General features: G+C 61.9%; 14 protein-coding genes. 5 read left to right on the forward strand and 9 right to left on the reverse strand.

Annotation, left to right across the window (positions count from 1 at the left end):
• Positions 1-16: 16 nt before the first annotated feature.
• From RNA01_RS15500 to RNA01_RS15510, 3 genes are all read right to left on the reverse strand, one after another.
• A complete protein-coding gene (locus RNA01_RS15500; protein ID WP_170253470.1) occupies positions 17-8,527 on the reverse strand; it encodes a glycoside hydrolase family 94 protein in 8,511 nt (2,836 codons plus the stop codon).
• A 348-nt stretch (positions 8,528-8,875) separates the two neighbouring features.
• Positions 8,876-10,078, reverse strand: coding sequence for a pyridoxal phosphate-dependent aminotransferase (locus RNA01_RS15505; protein WP_147181124.1), 1,203 nt, complete (start codon positions 10,076-10,078; stop codon positions 8,876-8,878).
• An 11-nt stretch (positions 10,079-10,089) separates the two neighbouring features.
• Positions 10,090-10,743, reverse strand: coding sequence for a TetR family transcriptional regulator C-terminal domain-containing protein (locus RNA01_RS15510; RefSeq protein ID WP_147181125.1), 654 nt, complete (start codon positions 10,741-10,743; stop codon positions 10,090-10,092).
• A 227-nt stretch (positions 10,744-10,970) separates the two neighbouring features.
• Between RNA01_RS15510 and RNA01_RS15515 the strand changes: the two genes are divergently transcribed.
• Positions 10,971-12,134 (forward strand): M20 aminoacylase family protein, encoded by a 1,164-nt coding sequence (locus tag RNA01_RS15515; protein WP_235916672.1) that lies wholly within the window; start codon positions 10,971-10,973, stop codon positions 12,132-12,134.
• Positions 12,135-12,209: 75 nt separating this feature from the next.
• On the opposite strand, the gene RNA01_RS15520 is transcribed toward RNA01_RS15515, so the two are convergent.
• The 4 genes from RNA01_RS15520 to RNA01_RS15535 all read right to left on the reverse strand — a co-directional run bounded on the left by RNA01_RS15520 (position 12,210) and on the right by RNA01_RS15535 (position 17,581).
• Positions 12,210-15,410: an efflux RND transporter permease subunit gene (locus tag RNA01_RS15520; RefSeq protein WP_147181126.1), complete on the reverse strand. Its 3,201-nt coding sequence runs from the start codon at positions 15,408-15,410 to the stop codon at positions 12,210-12,212.
• Positions 15,407-16,390, reverse strand: coding sequence for an efflux RND transporter periplasmic adaptor subunit (locus RNA01_RS15525; RefSeq protein WP_147181127.1), 984 nt, complete (start codon positions 16,388-16,390; stop codon positions 15,407-15,409). The genes RNA01_RS15520 and RNA01_RS15525 overlap by 4 nt, the downstream gene beginning before the upstream one ends.
• A 25-nt stretch (positions 16,391-16,415) precedes the next feature.
• Positions 16,416-16,616 (reverse strand): YgaP family membrane protein, encoded by a 201-nt coding sequence (locus tag RNA01_RS15530; RefSeq protein ID WP_147181128.1) that lies wholly within the window; start codon positions 16,614-16,616, stop codon positions 16,416-16,418.
• Positions 16,617-16,717: 101 nt separating this feature from the next.
• A complete protein-coding gene (locus RNA01_RS15535; RefSeq protein WP_147181129.1) occupies positions 16,718-17,581 on the reverse strand; it encodes a DMT family transporter in 864 nt (287 codons plus the stop codon).
• 226 nt (positions 17,582-17,807) lie between these two features.
• Here RNA01_RS15535 and RNA01_RS15540 point away from each other — a divergent pair, with 226 nt between their 5' ends.
• A complete protein-coding gene (locus tag RNA01_RS15540; RefSeq protein ID WP_147181130.1) occupies positions 17,808-18,998 on the forward strand; it encodes an MFS transporter in 1,191 nt (396 codons plus the stop codon).
• Between the two features lie 9 nt (positions 18,999-19,007).
• On the opposite strand, the gene RNA01_RS15545 is transcribed toward RNA01_RS15540, so the two are convergent.
• Entirely contained in the window at positions 19,008-21,284 is a 2,277-nt protein-coding gene (locus RNA01_RS15545) for a xanthine dehydrogenase family protein molybdopterin-binding subunit (protein WP_147181131.1), read from the reverse strand.
• A gap of 2 nt (positions 21,285-21,286) precedes the next feature.
• Positions 21,287-21,745, reverse strand: a complete 459-nt coding sequence (locus RNA01_RS15550; RefSeq protein ID WP_147181132.1) for a (2Fe-2S)-binding protein — start codon at positions 21,743-21,745, stop codon at positions 21,287-21,289.
• Positions 21,746-21,815: 70 nt separating this feature from the next.
• Here RNA01_RS15550 and RNA01_RS15555 point away from each other — a divergent pair, with 70 nt between their 5' ends.
• The 3 genes from RNA01_RS15555 to RNA01_RS15565 all read left to right on the forward strand — a co-directional run bounded on the left by RNA01_RS15555 (position 21,816) and on the right by RNA01_RS15565 (position 24,490).
• Positions 21,816-22,412 carry a TetR/AcrR family transcriptional regulator gene (locus tag RNA01_RS15555; RefSeq protein WP_170253472.1) on the forward strand — a complete coding sequence of 199 codons (597 nt, stop codon included), beginning with the start codon at positions 21,816-21,818 and terminating at the stop codon, positions 22,410-22,412.
• An 82-nt stretch (positions 22,413-22,494) separates the two neighbouring features.
• Entirely contained in the window at positions 22,495-23,745 is a 1,251-nt protein-coding gene (gene ispG, locus RNA01_RS15560) for a flavodoxin-dependent (E)-4-hydroxy-3-methylbut-2-enyl-diphosphate synthase (protein ID WP_147181134.1), read from the forward strand.
• 79 nt (positions 23,746-23,824) lie between these two features.
• Entirely contained in the window at positions 23,825-24,490 is a 666-nt protein-coding gene (locus RNA01_RS15565) for a YiaD family glycine zipper/OmpA-like lipoprotein (protein WP_147181135.1), read from the forward strand.
• Positions 24,491-24,604: the final 114 nt, after the last annotated feature.

Raw genomic sequence — 24,604 nt, forward strand, 5'->3', positions numbered from 1 at the left:
CCTGCGCGGCGGTTCCTCAGGTAGCTGCCGCGAGAGGGTAACCTGCCTCCTGATCAGTGATTTTCTCACCGTTGACCTTCACAGCGTAACCTTCTGAGCCAGCAAGTCGTTCGACAGAGATGGCATAAGTCTTGCCGGCAATCTCCAGCTTCGCCTCGTATACGTTCCATTCCGGCGGCAACGCCGGCTGGACGAGCAGGCGGTCACCCGTACGGGTGATGCCAAGCAGGCCCTCGACTGCGAAGCGGTAGAGCCAGCCAGCCGAGCCGGTATACCAGGTCCAGCCGCCGCGGCCGAGATAGGCCTCGCCGCCATAGACGTCGGCCGCGACCACATAGGGCTCGACGCGATAGCGTTCGGCGGCTTCGGCATCCAGTGCATGATTGATCGGGTTCAGCATCTTGAAGCAGCGCCAGGCGTCGGCCGGCCGGCCGGCCTTGGCCAGCGCCAAGCCCAGCCAGATGGCTGCATGAGTATACTGCCCCCCATTTTCGCGCACACCTGGCGGATAGGCCTTGATATAGCCCGGGTCGAGGTTGGTTTTCTCAAACGGCGGGGTGAACAACCGGATGATACCAGTCTCGTCGTCCACGAGTTCGGCGAGTGCCGCATCGAGCGCCTTGGCGCTGTGTTCCGTTTTACCGGCCCCCGATAGAACGCTCCACGACTGGGCGATCGAATCGATGCGGCATTCCTCCGACTGGGCGGAGCCGAGTGGCGTGCCGTCATCGAAATAGCCGCGGCGGTAGTATTCGCCGTCCCAGCCCGTCGTCTCAAGCGCATCGCCGAGTACCGCGAGATGCGCATTCCACCGGGTCACGCGGGCTTCGTCGCCGCGCGCCTCTGCGTGGGCGAGGAAGGTCTTGAGGGTAGAGGCCAGGAACCAGCCGAGCCAGACGCTCTCGCCCTGACCTTTTTCACCGACGCGGTTCATGCCGTCATTCCAGTCGCCGCCGAGGATAAGCGGCAGGCCGTGGGAACCGGTGCGGGCAACCGCAAGATCGAGCGCACGGGCTGCATGCTCGTAGAGGGTCGCGTCCTCGTTCGACGTTGCCGGCTGGAAGAAGCTGTCGTGCTGGTCTTCGGCGAGCTGTGGCCCCTCAAGGAAGGCCAGGCGCTCGTCGAGGAAGGCGGTGTCGCCGGTCTTTGCCACATACTGATCCGTTGCATGGGCGAGCCAGACGACATCGTCGGAGATGCGCGTGCGCACGCCTGCGCCAGTGTTGGGCAGCCACCAATGCTGTACGTCGCCTTCGACGAACTGGCGCGAGGCAGCATTGAGGATCTGGCGGCGTGCCAGCTGCGGCTCGACCAGCAGGAAGGCAAGCGTGTCCTGCAACTGGTCGCGGAAGCCATAGGCACCGCTTGCTTGGTAAAAGCCGGCCCGGGCGAAGATCCGACAGGCGAGCGCCTGATAGGGCAGCCAGCGGTTGACCAACGTGTCAAAGGCCCGGTCATCAGTTTTCACCTGTAGCTGGTCCGTAAAGGAGGACCAGAAATCACGCGTGGCAGAGAGCACGGAGGGGAAGCCCTCCTTGCGCAGGGCACCGATCAGCTCGCGGGCGGCGGCGTTCGTCTCGGTTTCGCCAAGGAGGAAGGTGATGTCCCGTTCTGCGCCTGCCGGTACGTCTATGTCGAAGGCGAGAGCCGCGCACGGATCGCTTTCGGTGTCGGCAGAGCCGGAGAGATGTGACTGGCGTGCCAACGCCTGCGGCATCCGGATCGAGCCATGCCGGCCGATGAACTCGCGCCGGCTCGCCGTATAGCCGTCCGGCGTGCCGAGACCTGCCAGGAAGGCGGTGCGGCCCGGATAGTTGATGTCGTAGGGGTTGGTGGCGAAGAGCGCGCCGGTGTCCTCGTCGAAGGACGACAGGACGAAGGGCGCGCTCTTTTGCGCGTTGTTGCCAAGCACCCATTCCGCATAGCCGTAGACGCGCAGGCTTCGCAGATCCGAGCCTTTATTGCGTAGAACCAGGCGGGAGAGCTTGGCCGGCCGGTCGCGGTCGACAGTCTGGGTGAGCTCAAGTTCCAGCCCGTCGTTTTGGCTCAAGAAAACCGAATAGCCGAGGCCGTGGCGGGCTTCGAAACGGGCCTTTTCGTCGAGGTTGAGGGCGCTGAAAGGACTGAATGTGCGGCCGGTCTCCAGATCGGCGACGTAGAAGGCCTCACCTGGACGGTTGATGACCGGATCGTTCGTCCATGGCGTCAACTGATGGTCACGCGAATTGCCAGTCCAAGTGAAGCCGGCGCCTTCGGCGGAGACGTGGAAGCCGAATTTTTCGTTGGCGATCACATTGATCCACGGTTGCGGCGTGGAATTTCGACCGGCGAGCCGTACGACATATTCCTTGCCGTCTTGGGCAAAGCCGCCGAAGCCGTTCCAGAATTCGAGACCCTTGCCGTCGGATGCTGGGGCGCTCGCAGCTGTCGCGGATGGCGCGGTCGGTAGCAGGCCGGGCCATTCGGCCTCGGAGCCATCGGGGTTGCGAGGGTTGGCAAAGAGCGAAACCGCGCGATTGATCTGGTCGACGACCTTGCCGTTGCGGGCGTGTAGAACGACGCGAGCCGCTGCGATCAGGGCCTGCGAGGCACTTTCCTCGATCAGATCGTTGCGGACGACGAAGACATGCGGCTTGCCACTGCTGCCGTCCGGCAGTCGGTGGCGCAGGTTTTCGGCCAGTTGATCGAGCGCATGCTGCATGTCCTGCGCATAAGAGGTAGCACGTTCGTTGACGATCGCCAGATCGGCGATGATGCCGCGGCGACGCAGGTACTCGAGTGCGCTCATCGCTTCGCGGGCGATCTCGATGTCCATATCGTCGTTGATACGCAGGGCTACGATCGGAAAGTCGCCGGAAATGGCCAACGGCCACAACGCCGACTGGGTGGTGAGGCCGTTGCGAACGGTTTCCGGGTCAGTCCTCAGATGATTGTCGGGGTAGACCAGGTAACGGCCGAGATGCTGGAAGGCGGCGGCCTGTTGCGAGGTAATGCCGATGTGGCGCAGTTCGACCTGCGCCCGGGTCCAGGCGTGGATCAGTTCGTGGCTGAAGGAATCCGGGTGACGATAGCGCTCGATCGCCTGATCAATCTTCTCGCGGTTGGGGGCGGCGATTGTCCAGAAGATGACACTGACCTTCTTGCCCGAAGGAACACGCACGACGCGGCGTAGGCTCAACACGGGATCAAGTGTGAAGCCTTCCGTTCCCGACAGGGTTGCGCCCGGATCGAAGGCCGCAGCCTCGGCGAGGCAGCGACCGCGGCCGATGAAGCGTCGACGGTCGGTTTCGAATTCTGTCGGCCGGCCGGGGCCGGTGCTGTCGACCACGAGATGGGCGACGCACATGTCGGCGTCTCCGGGGCTGCGCTTGTTGCGCTCGGCGCGGATGACGTCGCGGCGGCGGCCGAACTCGGTCTTGATGAACATGCGCGAGAACAACGGATGTGCGCTGTCGACATCGTCCTGGGTGATGACCGGTTCGAGATAGGAGGTTACCTCGATGAAGCGGTCCTCGCTGCCGGTGTTGAGAATGGTCAGGCGCCGGCCTTCGGCATCATGCTCTGTGGCGACGATGCACTCGACCTGGGTCGAGATGTCGCCAACCGTCTTGAAGAACTCTGCCTTGTCGTCGCCAAAGATGGCCTTGGTCTTCTCGTCCTCGGCGCGACGCGGCGAGGCGGTCGCCGACCACCACTCACCGTTTGCGGTATCGCGCAGGAAGATGAACGTACCGGAGCGGTCCTCGGTCGCGTCGGCGGTCCAGCGCGAGACGGCCTGACCGTTCCACCGCGAGTAGCCGGAGCCCGTTGCCGTAAGCATGACCGAGTAGTGACCGTTCGACAAGAAGGCGAGCGCCCGGTCCTTGGTCGCCGGGTCGGTGACGGTACGGACTTCCGGGCGCAGAAGGTCGGCTTGACCCTTGCCCGGCGTCTGCGGTTCGTATTTGGCGCTCATCACCGGGATTTCACGCGGTGCCTTTTCCTGCAGCAGAAGTTCGGCGGCCTCGATCACCGGGTCGGCATGGAACAGCTCGCGCAATCGGCCGTTGAAGGCGACATTGGCAATCGCCGCGATCGACATGCCATGGTGGTGGGCATAGTAGTTGAAGACCACGGCGCAGGATTTGCCTTCTGGAAGGCGGGTCGGGGTGAAGTCCACGGCGTCGTGAAAGCCATAGGCGCCGAGCGCGCCGAGCTTGCGCAGGCGCTTGAGGTTTTCCAGCGCCGCTTCCGGGAAATACTGGCTGGCGAGGATCGAGGCATAGGGTGCGATGACGGCGTTCTGGCCGAGACCGCGCTTGAGGCCGAGCGTTGGCACGCCGAAGTTGGTGTACTGATAGCTCATCTCATGGTCGCGGGCATTGAAGGCGGCTTCGGAAATCCCCCACGGGATACCCAGCCGTTTGCCGTGGGCGATCTGCTCCTGCACGACCAGATTGTTGGTCTGGTTGAGGATGCCGCCCTGGCGCTCCTGCATGACGAGAGGCGGCATCAGATATTCGAACATAGAGCCTGACCAGGAGATCAGTGCCGCGCGGGCGCCGATTGGCACGACCTGTCGGCCGAGGCGGTACCAGTGTTCGGTCGGGAGATCGCCCTTGGCGATGGCGAACAGGCTGGTGAGACGGCATTCCGACGCCAGAAGATCGTAGCAGGCTTCGTCCAGTTCGCGACTTTCGACACGATAGCCGATCGACAGCAGGCGGCGTTCAGGACGGAACAAGAAGGTGAAGTCCATCGAGAAGGCGATGTCGCGGGCGCGGTCGCGCAGCACGGCGAGCCGCTGGCGCAATGGATCTATATTCGACAGATCGAAGGCGGTGTCGGCGATCTGCGCCTCGCAGACGGCGACCAGCGATTCCGTCCAGCGGGTGACTTCCGCGCTTTGTTCCGAGCGGACCTCATGGTCTAGATTGGCGGCAAGCTTCTGGATGTCGTGCGCCAGCGCGCCGAGATTGATGATGCGGATCGAGGCGAACTCGTGTTCGCGCTTGACGGCAGCCAGCGCCGTGTTGAAGCCGATGATGCGCTCTTCCAGGCGACGACGCAGTGGCCGCACGGTCTTGCGATCGTCCGGCAACTCCTTGAGGACCTCGAGCAGGATGCCGCCGACATCACCGATGCCATCGAGACTGCCCTGCATATGGGCAGAGGGCGCTTCCGCCCATTCGCGACAGGCCGAGGAGATGGCGATCAGGTGTCCGGCGAGGTTGCCGCTATCAACCGCGGAGATGTAGCGCGGGCCGAGCGTTTTCAACGTGTCCGTATGATACCAGTTGTAGAGGTGGCCGCGGTACTTATCCATGCGGTCGACAGTGGCAATCGTGCGCTCGAGGCGCTCGATAGTCTGTTCGAAACTAATCCAGCCAAAATACCGGGCGGAGACGACGGAGAGCAGGTAAAGGCCGATATTGGTCGGCGAAGTCCGGTGCGCGATGACCGGTTCCGGTTTTTCCTGGAAATTGTCCGGCGGCAGGTAATTGTCGCCCGCTGTGACGAAGGTCTCGTAGAAGCGCCATGTGCGTCGCGCGATTTTGCGCAGTTCAACTGTGGCTTCCTCCGGTACGAACAGACTGTCTTCCGTCTCCGCCGATTGGCTGACATACCACGCGACGAGGGGTGACATCACCCACATCAGCGTGAAGGGCAGGCCGATCAGATAGCCATAGCCACCGGACGCGGCGGCGACGGCGAGCGCCAGAAGACCGAGAGCCGGGGCATGCAGCATGTTGCGGTAATAGGAGGAAATATTGCCCTGGGCTGACGACTGGATTGAGGCGGCGGTGCGCCATTCGAGCAGCAGTTTGCGGCTGACCAGCATGCGGTAGATCGAGCGGATGATCGCGTCGCCCATCATGTAGGCCATATCGGCGATGAAGACGATGCGCAGCGCGACCTGCGCGTTCGAAGAGCGCAATTCCGACCAAAGCGACTGGAAATGGGCCGCCGGAACGATGTCGCTCTGCCGTGGTACCAGGCCGGACAGCAACGAGAGCGTCGGCGCCACGAACAGGCAGAAGATCAGCAGCAGCTGCCAGAGGAACGCGCCGACCGGATCCATGGATAGCCAGCCGATCACCGAGGCGAGGAACCAGGCCATCGGTGTCAGCGAGCGCCGCAGGTTGTCGACCATTTTCCAGCGGCCGAGTGCGGTGATGCCGCGGGCCGGGTCGAAAATATAGGGCAACAGCTGCCAGTCGCCGCGCGCCCAGCGATGTTGACGGGAAATCTCGACCTCGTAGCGGGTCGGGAAGTCCTCGACCAGTTCGACGTCCGTGACGAGGGCGCAGCGCGCCAGCGAGCCTTCCAGGAGGTCGTGGCTCAAGACAGTGTTCTCGTCGATGCGACCTTTCAGTGCGGTCTCGAAGGCGTCGACGTGGTAGAGGCCCTTGCCGGTGAATGTGCCTTCGCCGGTGATGTCCTGGTAGACGTCCGAAACAGTGAAGACATAGGGGTCGAGCCCACGGTTCATCGAGAAAATACGCTGGAAGACGGAGGCGTCTTTGCCGGTGGCCAGCGAGGGTGTCACGCGGGGCTGCAGAACCCCGTAGCCACGTATGACACGGCCGCTTTCCGGATCGTGCACCGGGCGGTTGATCGGATGGTAGAGCTTGCCGACCATCTTGGTGACCGCATCACGCATCAGGCGGGTGTCTGCGTCGAGCGTCATGACATATTGCACGCCCTCGGGCACCATGTTGGCGCCGGGCAGGTAGGACGTGTCGCGGTCGCCGCGCAACAGCAGGTTCAGTTCATGCAGTTTGCCGCGCTTGCGTTCCCAACCCATCCAGGCGCCTTCCGCCGGATTGTAGAGGCGCCGGCGGTGGAGCAGGTAGAAGCGGGTCTTGCCGTCGTGGGCGTAGCGGGCGGCGAGCTCGGCCACCTGGCCCTTGGCGTAGTCGAGGATCTCCAGATCGGCGGGCGCTTCCTCGACGGGGCTGTCGCGCCAGTCGCTGAGCAGGGCGAAATAGATCTCTCCGCGTGGATTGGTGAGATAGTGCACCTCGAGATTGCGCACCAGTTCATCGACATCGTCGCGCTTGGCGATGAGGCAGGGTACGACCACGAGCGTGCGCGCGTCTTGCGGCAGACCTTCCTTGAATTCATAGCCGGTGAGCCGGGTCGGTTTGGCAACGAAGGTGACGAGCGTGTTGAAAAGGCCGGTCGCGCCTTCCGAGGCGGGCAGGGAGAACAGCAACAACAGTACGACGATGAACGGTGTGGCAATACCGGCCATGGAGAGGAAATAGCCCGCCAGAGCCATGGCGGCGAGTGTCAGGCCGATGACCGGAATGGCGATTGACAGCCAGTTGAGACGCTGGATACCCAGCGCGAGCCGGCGCCAGAGCGGCATGCGATAGCCTATGGCCTTTTCCAGCAGGGCACGTTGCGCGCCGATGAGATAGCCGCCGACATTGGGTGAGCCGACGGCATCGGGTGACGCGGCCGCTTCCTTGGTGAGGTCGATCGCCATCTGGGCGATTTCGATCTCCGTCTTGTCTGAGTAACGGGCCAGTTTCTCGATCGTGCTACGATAGGTATTGCGTGAGCCGAAATCGAGTTCGCGATAATCGGTGTGGCTGCCGAGAACCTTGTCGACCAGACAGACGTCCTCGACCCAGACCGACCATTCCTTGTCGTCGATCTCGCGCAGGCTCTTGACGATATTGCCGGTGGTCACATTGCCGGACGACAGGCGATTGTGTTCCTGGGTCATCGCCTCTTCGGCACTGCGGCCTGCCTTCTCCAGACGGTCCTCGACCCAAGAGACGGCGAAACCGGTGTTCTGTGAGCCGTTGCGCAGACGATAGAGGAACTGGGTGACGAAGGTGTTGTCGTCCGCGAGCGGCTCGATCTGCTTCAACAGTTCGGTCGAACTGGCCGCGTCGTTCAGCCGGATGATCTCATCGGCGACGTCGTTTGCCTTACGGCGCATGCGTCTGGAACGATCGACGCGGGTGGATATGCGGCGCAAGTTCTCGATCAGCACGAAACGCACGATCGAAGGCAGGGCCCACAGCTCGCCGATCTCCAGCGTCTTGTGGATCTGGAAGCCTTCGACCAGCGCGGTCATCGCCTCCATCGATACTGTAGAATGGGTGTGTGCCACATAGAGCCAGGCGAGCGCCATGGTCCGCGGGATCTCGCGGCCGCCAATTTTCATGGTCGGAAGCTGGCGGTAGAATTTCTTGGGGAAGTCGCGGCGGACTTCCTGGATGGCTTCCTCAATGATGTAGTGATTGTCGAGCAGCCATTCGGCCGCCGGCGTGATCGTCGCACCCGCTTCGACATCGGTTGCCGTTGCGCGATAGACGCGGAGGATTTCGCGCTCGTTTTCGCGATGGCGTGCGAAGAAGTCGAAATCCATCATCCCGGGCAGGTCGCTCCCGCCATCGCTGGCAAGCGCCTCGGCGGCCTCGCGCAATTCATCGATGGTAAAATAGGCGGCCCGGATCGCGTCATTATGATCGATCTGCTTGGTTTCTAGGTCGCGCGGTGGGACAGGCGGCGTCATGGGCAAAGACACAATCTCGAGTTTTTCGTTAGAGGAAATCCGTCAGGGCTCGTCTTGACCCGCTGCCATCCCCGCGCATCGCTTTGCATCGATTTGGCCTTCGGTTCAATCATTACGAACGCAAAATCCGGTCGTGCGATGCGGTGCCGGCAAGAAAACGGGTTCACGCGGAGATGGGTCCGTGGCTTCGCTGTGAAAATTGGCTTTTTTATGCCTTATTTCAAAGTCGTAGCCAAGGGGCTGGCGGAACGGTGCGTCGCGTGACAGCTTTTGACGCGCGGCGGTCATACAGGTCCGAAATCCTGTCCTGCTATGGGACGCCCGTCCGGTTGGTCTGTCCGCCGGTTTTCATCGCTCGTCTCACACGGCCGCCTTGCGCAACTGGTGTCTCTGCCGGTGAAGAACGCTTGCCAGATCGACCATGCGATCGGTTGCGATGGCAAGCTGCTGATCATCGACCGTCAACGAAACCCGGATGAAATTGGTTGCCTGTGCGCCGAACGAGGCACCGGGCATGACGGCGACATGTTTCTCGTCGAGCAGGCGCTTGGCGAATTCCAGGCCGTTCAGCCCCGTGCCGGACACGTCGACAACGATGAACATTCCGCCTTCGGGCATGATCGGCTTCAGCGTTCCGTCATGATCAAGGCCCTCAGCCATCATCTTCGCGCGTCGTTCATAGTTGGCGCGCATAACCGATGCCGTGCCAAAGGGCTGAGTGAGAGCCATTGCCGTCATATCGGCGATGAAAGGCTGGACGCCGAACAACATGGTTTCGGAAATCGGCAAGAGTCGGTCACAGAATTCCGCCGGCCCAACGGCCCAGCCGCTGCGGAAGCCCGGTGCGGCATGGGATTTCGAGATCGACGAGACGACAATGGTGCGCTCGGCGAGCGCTGGTTCGTCGAAGGGCGAGGCGAAGGCCTTGTCGAAGATCAGTTCCTCGTAGACTTCGTCGCAGACGATCCAGAGGTCATGCCTTTTGCATACCTCGCCGATCGCCACGATCTCGGCTGCCGTCAGGACTGCGCCGGTCGGATTGTGTGGTGTGTTGAGCACCACCACGCGCGAGCGCGGCGTCACGGCGAGAGCCAGGTCGGTGGCCTGTAGATGAAAGTGCTTCTCCGACTTCAGCGGTACCGGGACCATGCGGGCGCCGCTCGCGGCGATCACACCTTCATAGGTCGCATAGAAAGGGTCGCCGACCAGGACCTCGTCGTCACGGTCGACAAGGCCGAGCATGACGGAAAAAAGCGCGGTCTGCGTGCCGGGGAAGCAGAGGATGTTACGCTCCGTCATGCCGGACCGGCGCTTGCGATATTTCTCGACCAGTGCGTCGACCACCGATGGCTCGCCGCGGCCGTTGGAATAGCGTGTCCTGCCGGCGTACATGGCGCGTGCACATTCGTCGAGCAGAGCCGGATCTGGCCTGACATCCGGTTCCCCGATCGTCAACTCAATCACCTGTATGCCTGCGTCCGCCATCCGGCGAGCCTCAATGTGGATCGCCCATTTTCCCGATCCGAGATCGGCGAGGCGTTCGGTGATGGAGGCGTAACGCATGGGTTTTCCTGTCATGTCTCGTCGTTTGGCGCATCTGGACTGGAAAGGCTCAGGCCGCCGAGCAGCGATTCGACAGCCTCAAGGGCGATGCGTGGCAGGGCCTCGTCGTCGAACAGGTCGCCTGCGAGCGACCCTTCCAGCCACAGTCCGTCGATCAGGCCATTGATGGCAATCGCCAGCTTGCGGCATTCGGTCGGTTCGATTGTCTTGCCGCTGTGAGCAAGGAAGTCCGTCAGGAGTTCTTCCAGCGATGCAAGGAAGTTCAGGTAGTTTTCGCGGTGGATGCGGGCGAATTCCGGGTCGACGCGAACATGGCTGATGAATGCTGCCCAGAGGGAGAGCGTGCGCGGGTCGATGATCGGCGGGCTGACATTGGCGATGACAAAGTCATGCAGGCGACGGCGGGGATCGTTGCCCGCTGCCTCTGCCGCATTTATCGCCGTCGTGCCGATGGTCACCATGACCTCGCGATAAGCGGCCTGAAGCATCTGTTCCTTGCCGGTGAAATAGTGGCGGATCAGCCCGCCTGTGACGCCGGCGCGCGCAGCGATCTGGCGGACGGTCGCGCCTTGCAGCCCGTATTCGGAAATGCAGTCGAGCGTGGCGGTGATCAGGTCTTGCCTGCGTTCGGCCTCCGCGGCGCGATGGAAGGGCCGGCGGCTCATGTGCAAGATCCGAGGAGGAACGTGGCCGACTCGTTGCTGGACGTCGGCTCATTCATCTTTCGCGGGAATTTCCACATGCGCGCCTCCCCAATTCGCAGCTACCGGCAGGTCTGTCCGGTACTCTCCCATCTTGCTTATACGGTTGAATAATTCGGGCACAAGTGCAAAACTCTCTCTCCATCCACCGCTCGCTAACCAGCGCCGCGCCCAACCTCTTGGTGCCTCATATGACCGTTCAGTTTTCCAATTACATGGCCGATGTCGTGGCGACCCGCCACTATCTCCACCAGAATCCGGAGATCGGCCTCTCGGAGTTCAACACGTCCGACTATGTCGCCAAGCAACTCGAAGGTCTGGGCTACGAGGTCACGCGCGGGCTTGCCAAGACCGGAGTCGTCGCGACGCTGAGGAACGGCACCAGCAACAGGAGCGTGGGCATACGGGCGGATTTCGACGCGCTGCCGATCCTTGAGGAGACCGGGGCTGAATATGCCAGCAAGAACCCCGGCGTGATGCACGCCTGTGGTCATGACGGGCACACCGCTATGCTGCTTGGTGCGGCCAAGATCTTGGCTGAGCGCAAGAATTTCGATGGGGTCATTCATCTCATCTTCCAGCCGGCCGAGGAGAACTTTGGTGGCGCAAAGATCATGATGGACGACGGGTTGTTCGAGAAATTTCCCTGTGATGCGGTCTTTGCCCTGCACAACGAGCCGACCATCCCGTTTGGCCAGTTCGCGCTGCGCGAAGGTCCGATCATGGCGGCGGTCGACGAATGCAAGATCACCGTCAACGGTCGCGGCGGTCACGGGGCCGAGCCGCAGGATACCGCTGATCCGATCGTCTGTGGCGCTTCGATCATCATGGCGCTGCAAACGATTGTTTCCCGCAATATCCATCCGATCGACCCAACGGTCATCACTGTCGGGGCGTTCCACGCCGGCGGGGCCAGCAATGTCATTCCCGAGCGGGCCGAGATGCTGCTGTCGATCCGCTCGTTTGACCCCAAGGTGCGTGACCAGTTGGAAGAACGCGTCCGCATGATCGCTGAGGGCCAGGCGGCAAGTTATGGCATGGGGGTCACGGTCGAATACCAGCGGGGCTACAACGCCACGATAAACCACAAGGTCGAGACCGATTTCATTCGTGCGCTTGCTATCGAATTCGCCGGGGCGGACAAGGTGACCGAGTTGGACCGGCCAACGATGGGTAGCGAGGATTTTGCCTACATGCTGGAAGAGCGGCCCGGCTGCTATTTCTTCGTCGGTACGCAACGTACGCCGAGCGATCCTCCGTTGCATCATCCGCGCTACGACTTCAACGATGACCTCTTGCCGATCGGGGCCAGCTTCTGGGTAGAGCTTGCGGAGCGGTGGCTGGCAAAAAAATAGTTTGCTGCGGCATTCGTACTGAAAAGGCCCTGGAACTTGTTCCAGGGCCTTTGTTTTTTCAGTTATTGCGCTCGATCAGGTTCTCAGCACTCGGTAAATCGCCGGTATGACCAACACTGTGAGCAGCGTCGATGAGGCGAGACCGAAGAGCAGAGAGATAGCCAGCCCCTGGAAGATCGGGTCGGTCAGGATGACTGCGGCACCGATCATCGCGGCAAGGGCGGTCAGCAGGATTGGCTTGAAGCGGATCGAGCCGGCCTCGATCAGCACGTTGGTCATATCGCGTTCCGGCGTTTTTGCGTGGCGGATAAAGTCCACCAGCAGGATCGAGTTGCGCACGATGATGCCGGCAAGCGCGATGAACCCGATCATCGAGGTCGCGGTAAACGGTGCACCGAACAGCCAGTGACCGCCGAGAATGCCGATGAAGGTCAGCGGGATCGGGGTCAGGATGACGAGCGGCACCTTGAACGAGCCGAACTGGGCAACGACCAGGATGTAGATGCCGAGCAGGGCGACCATGAAGGCGGCCCCCATGTCGCGGAAGGTGACCCAAGTCACTTCCCACTCACCATCCCAAAGGAGCACCGATTTGCTCTGGTCCATCGGCTGGCCATGCAGGGCGATTTCCGGCTTCTCAAGACCGGTCCAATCCTGATTGTCGAGCGCGTCCTGCACAGCGAGCATGCCGTAGAGGGGCGCCTCGTATTCGCCGGCGAGTTCCGCCGTGACCATTTCGGCATAGCGGCCGTTGTGGCGGAATATCGGGAACGAGGCCCGTTCCTTCTTGACCTGGATGACATCACCGAGTTCAACCACCGAGCGCGAGCCGGGCAGGAGATTGGCGGGGATCGGCGTCGACAGGAAGGTCTCGTCAAAGACCATGGCGCCCTTCGGTCGGCTGATGACGATCGGGATCGGCGCGCGGCTGTCGCCACGGTGCGAGTAGCCGAGCGTGGTTGAGCCGTTGAGGATCGACAGCGTGTCAAACACATCACTTTCCGACACGCCGAAGAAGTCGAGGTCGTCGCTGGAGATGGTGGCGCGCAGGCGGCTGGCCGGCTGGCCGTAGCTGTCATCGACATCGACGATGAAGGGGACCGACTTGAAGGCGGTTTTGACCTTCTCCGCCGTGGCGCGACGGGTGTCGGCGTCCGGGCCGTAAATCTCTGCAAGCAGGGTTGCCATGACCGGCGGGCCCGGCGGCGGTTCTACGACCTTGAGCGAGGTGCCTTCCGGCACCTTGACTTCGGCAAGCAGTCGTTGGCGCAGATCAAGCGCGATGTCGTGGCTAGAGCGGTCACGCTCGGACTTTGGAGTCAGGTTGATCTGTACGTCGCCCATTTCCGTGCCGGAGCGCAGATAGGCGTGACGCACCAAGCCGTTGAAATTGAACGGGGCAGCGGTTGCCGCGTGGGTCTGGACACTGAGCACTTCCGGCGTGTCGAGCGTCACCTTGGCAATTGCCTGGGCGACGGCGTCAGTCGCTTCGACGGACGAGCCTTCCGGCAGATCGATGGTGACCTGCAGTTCCGATTTGTTGTCGAACGGCAGGAGCTTGACCGTGACGTCTTTGGTATAGAACAGCGTCAGCGAACCGAGGGTGGCGGCGCCGACAGCCAGAAGGAAGATCCAGCTGTTTCTCTTGCTCGACAGAATGGGGCCGGCAACGCGGGCGTAACCCGCGCCGAGAATCCCGCCCGTCGCATGACCGTCATCATGGTGGAGCTTGGCTTTGCCGGCAATCTTCACCATCAACCAGGGCGTGACGATCACCGCGACGAAAAATGAGAAGATCATCGCGGCCGAGGCATTGGCCGGGATCGGGCTCATGTAGGGGCCCATCATGCCTGAAACGAACATCATCGGCAGAAGGGCGGCGACCACGGTCAACGTCGCGACGATGGTTGGATTGCCGACTTCGGCGACCGCATCGATTGCCGCTTCGCGCCGGTCCTTGCCGTCGTTGAAGCCCCAATGTCGGGCGATATTCTCGATGACGACGATGGCATCGTCGACGAGAATACCGATCGAGAAGATCAAGGCGAAGAGCGAGACGCGGTTCAGCGTATAGCCCATCAGGTTGGCGGCGAAGAGTGTGAGCAGGATGGTGACGGGGATGACAATCGCGACAACCATGGCTTCACGCCGGCCGATCGCCACCCAGACGAGGGCGATGATTGACAGCGTTGCCAGGCCGAGGTGGAAGAGCAGCTCGTTGGCCTTCTCGTTGGCGGTTTCGCCATAGTTGCGCGTGACTTCTACGGCCATGCTGTCAGGGATCAGGTTGCCCTTCAGTTCCTCGACACGGGCCAGCACCTCTTCCGAAACGAGAACGGCGTTGGCTCCGGCGCGCTTGGCGATCGCCAGCGTTACGGCCGGCACCCGTTTCAGTTCGCCATTCTCCCCGCGGGTGACCGTCGAGGCGCGAGCCTCTGACGTATCGGTAACGAAGGAGACGTCGGCGACGTCCCGGACATAGACAGGGCGGTTGTCGCGGGTGGTCAGCAACAGATTGCCGATCTCGGTCGGGGTCGACAGGGTCTCGCCCGCGACCAGCTCGATTTGCTTGCCGTCATTGCGCACCAGACCGGTCGAGAACGAGCGGTTGGCGGCCGTTACCTTGGCCGAGAGCTGCTGCAGCGTCATGCCGTAGAGCGCAAGCTTCTCTGGCTCGGGCGCGATGCGGATCGCGTCGCCCGTTTCGCCGACGAGGTAGCTCAGGCCCACATCATCGATCTTCGCCATTTCCACGCGCAGTTCGCGAGCGATGCGGGTCAGCGCGGTCGCATCGACGCCGGCACCTTTTTCGTCAGATGGCGTGAGCGTGAGCGAGACGATCGCAACGTCATCGATCGTGCGGCCGACCACCAGTGGTTCGGGAATGCCGACCGGGATCGAACTCATGTTGGCGCGGATCTTGTCGTGGACGCGCAGCACGGCCGAATCACCCGACGTTCCGACGATGAAGCGGGCAGTGACCATGACCTGATCGTCGGCGGTCTGGGAATAGACGTGCTCGACGTCGTTTATGCCCTTGATGATCGTTTCCAGCGGCTCGGTGACGAGTTTGACCGCGTCCTCGGCCTTGAGGCCATCGGCACGTACGATGATGTCGACCATCGGTACGGAAATCTGCGGTTCCTCCTCGCGCGGCAGCGTCAGGAGGGCGACAAGGCCGAGAGCGAAGGCTGTGATCAGAAACAGGGGCGTGAGGGGCGAGCTGATAAAGCTCTTGGTCAGGCTGCCCGCGATACCGAGACTGGGAACCTTCATGGCAGTACGACCTCTTCGCCGGCGGCAAGGCCGGTCAGGATTTCGGTCATTTCCTTGCCGTCGCGCAGGATCGGCTTGGCGGTGACGACGGCGCGCTCGGCTGTTCCTTCTCCGGACTTGACCGTGACATAGTCAACGCCGAAACGGCTGGTGAGCGCGTCGACCGGCAGAAGCAGCGCTTCGCGTTCGCCGACCGGAACCCGGACCAGCAGTCGCTTGTTGACGAAGGCGGTCGGCAGATCCTCGACCTCGACGTCGGCGATCACGCGGCCGTTGTCGATCTCCGGGTAGATCTTAGCAAGACGGCCCTGGCTTTCATGGCCGTTGCCACTGTCAATCTCGATCGTCGCATTCATTTGCAGGAGGTCAGCGTGGCGCTCCGGTATGGCTAGGCGAAGAAAGAACCCGCCGCCGCCGATCGTCGCGACCGGCTCGCCGGCCATGATAACGGAATTCTTGGTGACCGGGACGGTCAGAACCTTGCCGTTGGCGGGAGCCAGTACGGCGCCTTCCTTGCCTTGCTCGACCACGACGGAGCGCTGGGCTTCCGCTGCGGCGATCTGGTTGCGCACCACATCGACCTGGGTGCGCAGCGCATCGAGACGCTGGGCAGTGGTGACGCCGCGTTTGATCAGCTCCTCGCCGCGGGTCAGCTCCGACTGGGCGTTTTCCATGGACGCGCGCAGGCCGAGAAGCTGCGCTTCGATCGCGGCAATCTGGAAGTCGATCTTGTCGTCCTTGACCACGGCGATCACGTCGCCGGCCTTGACGTCGTCGCCTTCTGTGACCTTGAGGTCTATGACCGTACCGCCGATGCGCGCGCGCGCGGAAACGCTGTCGCGCGCCTCGACGCGGCCATAGACGGCCTTCCATTCGGGAACCTTCACCGCGTCGAGACGGATCATCTCAGCCGCGAAAGAGCCCGTCGCCGTAAGCGACAGGCTGAGAATGGCGGAACACACGAGCGCCTTGGCTTTCATGGGGATTTCCTTTGAGCAGGGATTCTCAGAATGCGCAGCCAGGGCGGAGGCCGAGCTTCTTGAAGATCATAGCGGCCGGGCAGAAGCCCGTGAAGGCCGACTGAAGCATGTTAGCGCCGATGAAGACGGTGAACCAGACGAAATACGGATGGACGAACGCCGTGAGAAGAACGGAAATGAGAACCATAATGCCAGCAAAGGCCAGTACCGCACGATCGAGAGACATAGGAACCTCCATGAATATATATCTACATATATTCGTATATACGATGGTTGTTGCCGTAGCAAGGCCTATTTGCGGGAGGTGGGCCGGCTCTCCTGCCGCGGTTATCGTCGAGACCGCGCTCGCTCGCTGAAGATGATGATCAGGCCGGCGCCACAGATCAGCGCGGCGCCAAAGAAGACATTGGGTGTTGGCAAGTCGCCCCAGATCGCATAGCCGAGGGCGAAGGCCCAGGCGAGCGAGGTGTATTCGAAGGGCGCCAGTACCGAGATCGGCGCCTTGCGCATGCCCTCGAAGAAGGCGAGCTGGCCGATACCCCCGACAATGCCGGTTCCAAGCGAAAGCGCGAGTTCGACGAGGTTGGGGCTATGCCACACCTGGATCAGCATGGTTCCGGTCAAAATCAGGAAGAAACCGTTGGTGATGATCATCTGCACGAGGGTGCGAGCGTTCATGGACGTCTTGCGCAACAGGACGGTGGAGAGCCCCCAGAAGAAGGCGGCGAGCAGGGCAAGATAAACCGGTGGTCGCAAATTCAGGCTGGTCAAATTGGTAGCGACCAGTACGCCCACGAAGCCGACGGCGACCGCAGTCCAGCGTGGAAGGGTCACTTGTTCACGCAGCACCGGCACGGCGAGCACTGTCGCGACGATCGGTGCGGCGTAGTAGAGCGTAGTCAGTTCGGCGAGCTGCATCTCCTTGGCCGCATTGTAATAGCAAAGCCATGCGCCGAGCAGTAGCAGGCTGCGTAGCATCATCGGTTTCACGACCGGCGAGGCGGCGGCTTCGCGCACTAGCGACGGACCGCCGAAAACCAGGCACCCAATCAGGATCACGACGCTGCGGAAAAACAAAATCTGCCAGACCGCCGTCGTCTCGACCAGCAGCTTGATCAGGCCATCATGCAAGGTGAAGAGGAAATAGGAGAGACTAGTCAATAGAATGCCGAGGCCGACGGTTGTTTTCACGCATGCACCCAGGGAGAAAGATAATCGGGAAGACTGGAGGAGCGCCGAAGCGTTCGGCCGTGCCATCTTTCGCTTCCGCGTCCAACTGTCAATTGCATCCTTTCACGTCCCGGCAGCGCTATTCCGTCATTTCGGCGGGACACAAAATGTGAAATTCCTGCTCCGACTTTTCAGTTGTCGTTTCAATCGATTTAAATAGAGTGCCGCGAAATTCGAGGAGAGGACGATGGCGGAAACGATCAACGGTAGCGGCGGCAGCCTGCGTAATGGCTATTTCACCAGGACGCGGGCGGGGGTGTCACTGCTTTTCTTCGTCAACGGTCTGATGATGGGGGCCTGGGCACCGAAGATCCCGTTCTTTGCCAAGGCGCTTTCGCTGAGCGAAGCCAATCTCGGTGTCATGCTGTTCGTTTTCGGCATGGGTTCCCTGTTGCTGATGCCGATCGCCGGCCTGCAAATTGCCCGGTTTGGCTCGAGCCGGGTTGTGCAGATGGCCGCATTGCTCTTCATCCCGACGATCGTTGGCATCACACTGGTCGAGTCCCTCTGGGCGGGGACGATCGCTATCTTCCTGTTCGGTGGCTTGAGCGGTGCCATGGACGTGGCGATGAATGCCAACGCCGTCGAGGTCGAGCGCTCCATGCGCCGTTCGATCATGTCGTCCTGCCATGCCTTCTGGAGCCTTGGCGGTCTGGTGGGTGCGGCAACCGGCGGCTTGCTGATCGCCGTGATCGGTCCGCTCGCCCATGCGCTGCTTGTGGCCGGCGTCGCGCTTATCCTTCTCGCCATTGCCCGTCCGATGATCCTTGTCGATCGGCCGCATCCGTCCGAACGGCGCCAACGGGCGCGTCTGCCCCTGACGCCGCTTCCTTGGCTGATCGGCATGATCGCGCTGTTCTCGATGATCCCCGAAGGCGCGATCCTCGATTGGGGGGCGCTCTATCTTGGCAATGAACTGTCCGCCTCGACGGCACATTCCGGCTTCGCTTTCGCCGCTTTTTCGCTTGCCATGGCGGCGATGCGCTTTGCCGGCGATCTGGTGCGCGACAGACTTGGGGCGGTGGCGACGCTACGGCTCTGCACGGCCGCGTCCTTCGTCGGCCTGATCGTCGCCGGGCAGGCGCCGAATGTGACGCTCGCGCTGATCGGTTTCGGGATCGCCGGCATCGGTATTTCCAACATGGTGCCGATCGCCTTTTCCGCCGGAGGCAATATCCCTGGGCTTGCCCCCGGTATCGGCCTCTCGGTGGTGACTTCGCTCGGTTACTCCGGCATTCTGTTCGCCCCGTCGGTGATCGGCTTCATCGCCGAATACACATCGCTCTCGGCTGTTTACACTGCGGTTTCGCTGCTTAATCTCGTCGTGCTGGCCCTTTCGGGGCTGGCGCGACACGCCGACCGGGCCGGCGCGACGTAACAGTAGGCGTCAGGCGAAGTCGACCTCCTTCGAGAAAGGTAGCGCCCGCAGTCGTTTTCCGGTCAGGGCGAAGATCGCATTGCCGAGGGCGGGCATGGAGGGTGGCGTTCCCGGTTCGCCGGCGCCACCCAAACGGTGGGCGTTCTCCAGCAGCTCGACCTCGATCGCTGGAGACTGATTCATGCGTAGCGCGTCATAGGCATGGAAGTTCGACTGCTCGACCACGCCGTCGGCGAAGGTGATTTGCTGGCCGACCGCCGCAGAGAGGCCGTAGATTATGCCGGACATCATCTGGGCCTTGAAATTGAGGGGATCGAGCACGATCCCTGGATCAGCTGCGCACCACACCTTTTCTATTCGGATCGTGCCCGCCGTTTTTGACACCTCGATGATCTGTGCAACCCAGGTGCCGAATGACAGCGCAAAGGCAAGGCCACGGGCGCGCCCGGGTGCGGGTGGCGTCGACCAACTGACCATCGTCGCCACCTTGTCGATGACGCCGAGCGCGACGGGGAAGTCACTCATCAATGCGCGGCGCAGTTCAAGCGGATCCTTGCCCCCGATGTGAGCGATCTCGTCGATGAAGCTCTCGTGCATGAAGGTATTGTAGGAATAGCCAACCGAGCGCCAGAAGCCGACGGGGACGGCAAGTGACGCCTTGCGGCCGTCGATGCGGTAGTTTTCGATACCGTAGGGCTGGTTGTAGGCGCCGTCGATCAGCATATTGTCCGGCCCTCCCATCGGCACGTCGGGGAAATAGCGTTCGACAGCGTTCGCAGCAACGGATGGCGATGCGACCGAGCCGGTCAGCGCGCGGGGCATTCCGTCCCCGCCGAGCACCGCCCTGTAGCGGCTCTTGGCCACCGGGCGATAGGGGCCGTGCGTCATGTCCTCCTCGCGGGTCCATGTCACCTTCACCGGGCGACCCTCGCCCTCGCGGGCAAGGCGAATAGCGTAGTCGGAGAAATCGGGTTCGATACGGCGACCGAAGCCGCCGCCGAGGAAGGTTGTGTGGACCCTGATCCTGTCGGCCGGCAATCCGGTGATGCGGGTGCCGACCACTTGAATCAGCGTCGGCGCCTGATTCGGCGCCCAGACCTCGAGCACGTCGTCTTTCAGTCGGGCCGTTGCGTTCATCGGTTCCATCGCGGCATGGGCCAAGTAGGGCGCATCATATTCCGCCTCGACCACCTTGTCGCGCGGAGCATCGGCGAAGATCCGATCCGGATCGCCGATGGTGCGCAGGGTGAAGAAGCCGGGACCGTCCAGTGTGGTCTTGAGCACAGCGTCAATCTCGACGGAGTTCGCCGGGGCAGGCCCGTGCTCCCACTTGATGTCGACGGCCTCGGCGGCCTTGAAGGCGCGCCAGGTGTTGTCCGCGATCACGCCGATGCCTTGGCCGTAAGGGCTGTCGATCGCCACGACTTTTGTCACGCCGGGCATAGCAAGGGCAGCGGTGGCGTCGAAGGATTTCATCTTGCCGCCGGGGCTCGGGTTCATCCTGACCGTGCCATAGAGCATGTCCGGCAGCGTGACATCGACGCCGAAGATCGGCGCGCCGGTGACTTTGGCGCGCATATCCTTGCGCGGTTGTGGCTTGCCGAGGATTTTCCACCCCTTGCGGTCGCGCAGGGTTATGCCCGACGGCGCTTCGATCGTGGCTGCATCGCTCGCCAACGCGCCATAGGAAAGGCTGCGGCCGGAGGCCGGGTGGCTGATGACACCATCTGCGGTTTGGAGTGTCGATGTGGCCACGCCGAGCTTGCGCGCGGCGGCTTCCTTCAGCGCCTCGCGGGCTCCGGCTCCGGCATAGCGCATTTTCTCGAAGCCATCTGCCATTGAGGTTGAGCCACCGGTGAACTGCAAGGCGACGAACTTCGCTACGATCTTCAGCGCCGCGCGCAAGCTTTCAGCCACCATCCCCTCGTCGAACTGGGGCACGGGCGCCCCCTCGCTCAAGGCGGCGGCGTTGAAGTAGGCCGGCGACGGCGGGCCGTGTTCGATCGAAACCTGATCTAGCCGGACGTCCAACTCCTCGCAGACGAGCGCGGCGAGCGTCGTATAGCTGCCCTGGCCCATTTCGGCGCGTGGGGCGATGATGGTGATCTTTCCGTCGGAACCGATTTTCACATAGGGATTGAAGGTCGCCTCGCCGGCGGCGAGGCCATCCTTCAGCGGATTGGCGAAGGGCTTGGTGTAGCTGTAGTAGCCGAAGGCCACGCCCCCGGCGACAGCAGCAGTGCCGAACAGGAAGGTGCGGCGGGCGATTTTTCCGATTGTCGACATGGTCACGCTCCCGCCATTTCGGTCGCGGCCCGTTTGATCGCGGCGCGGATGCGCGGATAGGTGCCGCAGCGACAGAGATTGCCGGCCATGGCCTCGTCGATGTCGGCGTCGCTCGGCCGGGGATTGCTCTCCAAAAGGGCCACGGCGTTCATGATTTGGCCAGTCTGGCAATAACCGCACTGGGCAACCTGCTCGTCCATCCAGGCCTGCTGGACGGGGTGAAGTGTCTTGTCGCTTGCGAGGCCCTCGATGGTGCGCACCTCCGTCGTGACATCGGCGGCGACGATCTGGCAGGAACGCACCGCCTTGCCGTCTATGATGACCGTGCAGGCGCCGCATAGCCCGACACCACAACCGAATTTCGGCCCTTTGATGTCGAGAATATCGCGTAGGGCCCAGAGCAGCGGCATGTCCGGATCGGCCTCGAAGCTCAACATTTTTCCGTTGACGGTCAGGTTCACTTCGGGTTCCTCCTGCAATAGGGTCGGTGCGCCCAATAAACGCTGTGACAAAATAACAAAATATGTCATAATGTCAAATATGGATGATCCGAAGACCGAGCAGAAACGCGCAGTCATTCTGGTGCAGGCTTTCGCTGCCTTCACCACCTATGGCTACAAGCGAACCACCATGGACGACATCGCCCGTGCGGCCGGTCTGTCGCGGCCGGCGCTCTATCTGCTTTATCGCAACAAGGGTGACATCTTCCGCGCGTGCATGCAGGTTTTGATGGGTGACATGCAGGCAAGCGTGGCCCAGTGCTTCGCAGGCGACGCAGGCGTTCTTGCCAAGGTCGAGGCGGCGCTGAACGCTGGAATTGTCCTGCCTTACCTGAGGATTTGTGACACGCCGCACGGTCGCGAGATCTTCGACGCCAAGTACGAATTTGCCAGCGATCTCTTTCTCGCGTGGATAGGTGCGGTCGAGAGCGAGATCGCTGCAGGCCTTGCCGTCGAGGCTCGCAAGGGCCATATCGATTTGACGCAAACCGGTATTTCGGTCGAACGGCTGGCTTCCCTTTTACTTGACGCGATTGAGGGCATGAAGATGCGGATGGGGCATATAGACGAGGTTTCGGTCAAGCTCCCGGATCTGGTTCGGCTTATGATCGGCCCGTTGACGCGCTAGAGGTGCTTTAGCGCATGGTTGACAAGCGGCCAGCTTTGATCCACCTGATTTTTGACATTTTCGCGCCGTTCAAGGGCAGCCCATGACCTCCGCAGACGAATTCGATCCCAAGCCACGCCACAAAACCGTTGCCGTCGATGTCGGCGGCGTGACTGTCGGTGGCGGCGCGCCGGTCGTCGTGCAATCGATGACCAATACCGACACGGCCGACGTCGATGCCACCGTCAGGCAGGTGGCCGAACTGTTCAAGGCGGGTTCGGAAATCGTGCGCATTACTGTCGATCGCGACGAAAGCGCCGCAGCGGTGCCGAAGATTCGCGAGCGGTTGCTTCGCCTCGGCATGGACGTGCCGCTGGTCGGCGACTTTCACTATATCGGCCACAAGCTGCTTGCCGATCATCCGGCCTGCGCCGAGGCGCTGGCCAAATACCGCATCAATCCGGGCAATGTCGGGTTCAAGGATAAGAAGGACAAGCAGTTCGCCGACATCGTCGAAATGGCGATTAGGTATGACAAGCCGGTGCGTATCGGCGTCAACTGGGGCTCGCTCGATCAGGAACTCCTGACCCGGCTTATGGACAAGAATCAGGACGAGGGCTTTCCGCTTTCGGCGCGCCAGGTGACGCGCGAAGCGATCGTGCAGTCCGCGCTGCTTTCGGCTGAGCTCGCTGAAGAAATCGGCCTGCTGCGGTCGAAGATCATCCTGTCTGCCAAGGTATCGCAGGTTCAGGATCTGATTGCCGTCTATTCTATGCTTGCTGCCCGGTCCGATCATGCTCTCCACCTCGGCCTAACCGAGGCCGGTATGGGTTCCAAGGGTATCGTCGCCTCCTCGGCTGCCATGGGCTATGTGCTGCAACACGGAATCGGCGATACGATCCGGGTTTCTCTGACGCCCGAACCGAATGGTGACCGCACCCGCGAGGTGCAGGTGGCGCAGGAAATCCTGCAGGTCATGGGTTTCCGCCAATTTGTTCCTGTCGTTGCTGCCTGCCCCGGCTGTGGACGGACCACCTCTACCGTATTCCAGGAACTCGCCCAGAAGATCGAGCAGGATCTGCGCAAGAATATGCCGGTTTGGCGCGAGAAATATCCGGGTGTCGAGGCGTTGAACGTCGCTGTGATGGGTTGCATCGTCAACGGCCCGGGCGAAAGCAAACATGCCGATATCGGTATTTCACTGCCGGGAACAGGCGAATCCCCTGCCGCACCGGTTTTTATTGATGGTAAGAAGGTGATGACGTTGCGTGGATCGAATATCGCCGCCGATTTCGAGGCACTGGTGATCGACTATATCGACAAGCGTTATGGTCGAAAGAGCGCCGCCGAGTAGATTAGGCCAGCTTGCAACTTCATATTGCCGCATTTGGCTTGTTGACCGAAATCAGAGTTTTCCTGGAGTGATTCCGACGATGATCAAGAAGCTGCCGATCCTCGCGCTCGCCGCGATCTACCTGACCGCCTGCACGACGACCGATCCCTATACCGGTCAGCAGAAGACATCCAACCTGGCCGGTGGCGCGGTTCTCGGTGCCGCGCTTGGCGCGGTCGGTGGCGCGGTCATCGGCGGCGGCGGTCGCAGCAGCCGCAACGGTGCACTGATCGGGGCGGGTATCGGCGCGCTGGCCGGCGGCGCAATCGGCAACTACATGGACAACCAGGAGGCCGAACTCAGGGCCCAGCTGCAGGGCACCGGCATATCGGTCACCCGCGTCGGTGACCGGATCATCCTCAATATGCCGTCCAACATTACTTTCGCGACCGACCAGGATCAGGTCATGCCGCAGTTCTATCCGACGCTGAACTCTGTGGCGATCGTGCTCCGCAAGTTCGACAAGACCTTAATCGACGTCAACGGCCATACCGATTCGACCGGCAGCGTCGCCCATAACCAGGCGCTCTCCGAGCGCCGCGCCATGTCGGTAGCGAGCTACCTGAATTCTCAGGGCCTCGATCCGCGTCGCGTATCCGCGCTTGGCTTCGGTCCCAGCCAGCCGATTGCTTCGAATGCGACGGCAGACGGGCGTGCGCAGAACCGCCGCGTCGAGATCCAGATTTCGCCGCTCAAGGCCAGCTGAGCCGGCTGGCAGTGAAGAACCTCAAGGCGTCGCTGGCAAGCGGCGCCTTTTTCATATGCGACTGGTCAGCAATTTGATTCCGGCGGCGGCAAATAGCACGCCAAGAACGCCATC

Source organism: Paenirhizobium naphthalenivorans (assembly GCF_007992095.1).
Classification (GTDB): Bacteria; Pseudomonadota; Alphaproteobacteria; order Rhizobiales; family Rhizobiaceae; genus Allorhizobium; species Allorhizobium naphthalenivorans.

Coding starts and splice junctions, on each gene's coding strand:
- RNA01_RS15505 (WP_147181124.1), bottom strand. CDS start 10,078: ATGCGTTACGCCTCCATCACCGAACGCCTCGCCGATCTCGGATCGGGA.
- RNA01_RS15510 (WP_147181125.1), bottom strand. CDS start 10,743: ATGAGCCGCCGGCCCTTCCATCGCGCCGCGGAGGCCGAACGCAGGCAA.
- RNA01_RS15515 (WP_235916672.1), top strand. CDS start 10,971: ATGACCGTTCAGTTTTCCAATTACATGGCCGATGTCGTGGCGACCCGC.
- RNA01_RS15520 (WP_147181126.1), bottom strand. CDS start 15,410: ATGAAGGTTCCCAGTCTCGGTATCGCGGGCAGCCTGACCAAGAGCTTT.
- RNA01_RS15525 (WP_147181127.1), bottom strand. CDS start 16,390: ATGAAAGCCAAGGCGCTCGTGTGTTCCGCCATTCTCAGCCTGTCGCTT.
- RNA01_RS15530 (WP_147181128.1), bottom strand. CDS start 16,616: ATGTCTCTCGATCGTGCGGTACTGGCCTTTGCTGGCATTATGGTTCTC.
- RNA01_RS15540 (WP_147181130.1), top strand. CDS start 17,808: ATGGCGGAAACGATCAACGGTAGCGGCGGCAGCCTGCGTAATGGCTAT.
- RNA01_RS15545 (WP_147181131.1), bottom strand. CDS start 21,284: ATGTCGACAATCGGAAAAATCGCCCGCCGCACCTTCCTGTTCGGCACT.
- RNA01_RS15555 (WP_170253472.1), top strand. CDS start 21,816: ATGTCAAATATGGATGATCCGAAGACCGAGCAGAAACGCGCAGTCATT.
- ispG (WP_147181134.1), top strand. CDS start 22,495: ATGACCTCCGCAGACGAATTCGATCCCAAGCCACGCCACAAAACCGTT.
- RNA01_RS15565 (WP_147181135.1), top strand. CDS start 23,825: ATGATCAAGAAGCTGCCGATCCTCGCGCTCGCCGCGATCTACCTGACC.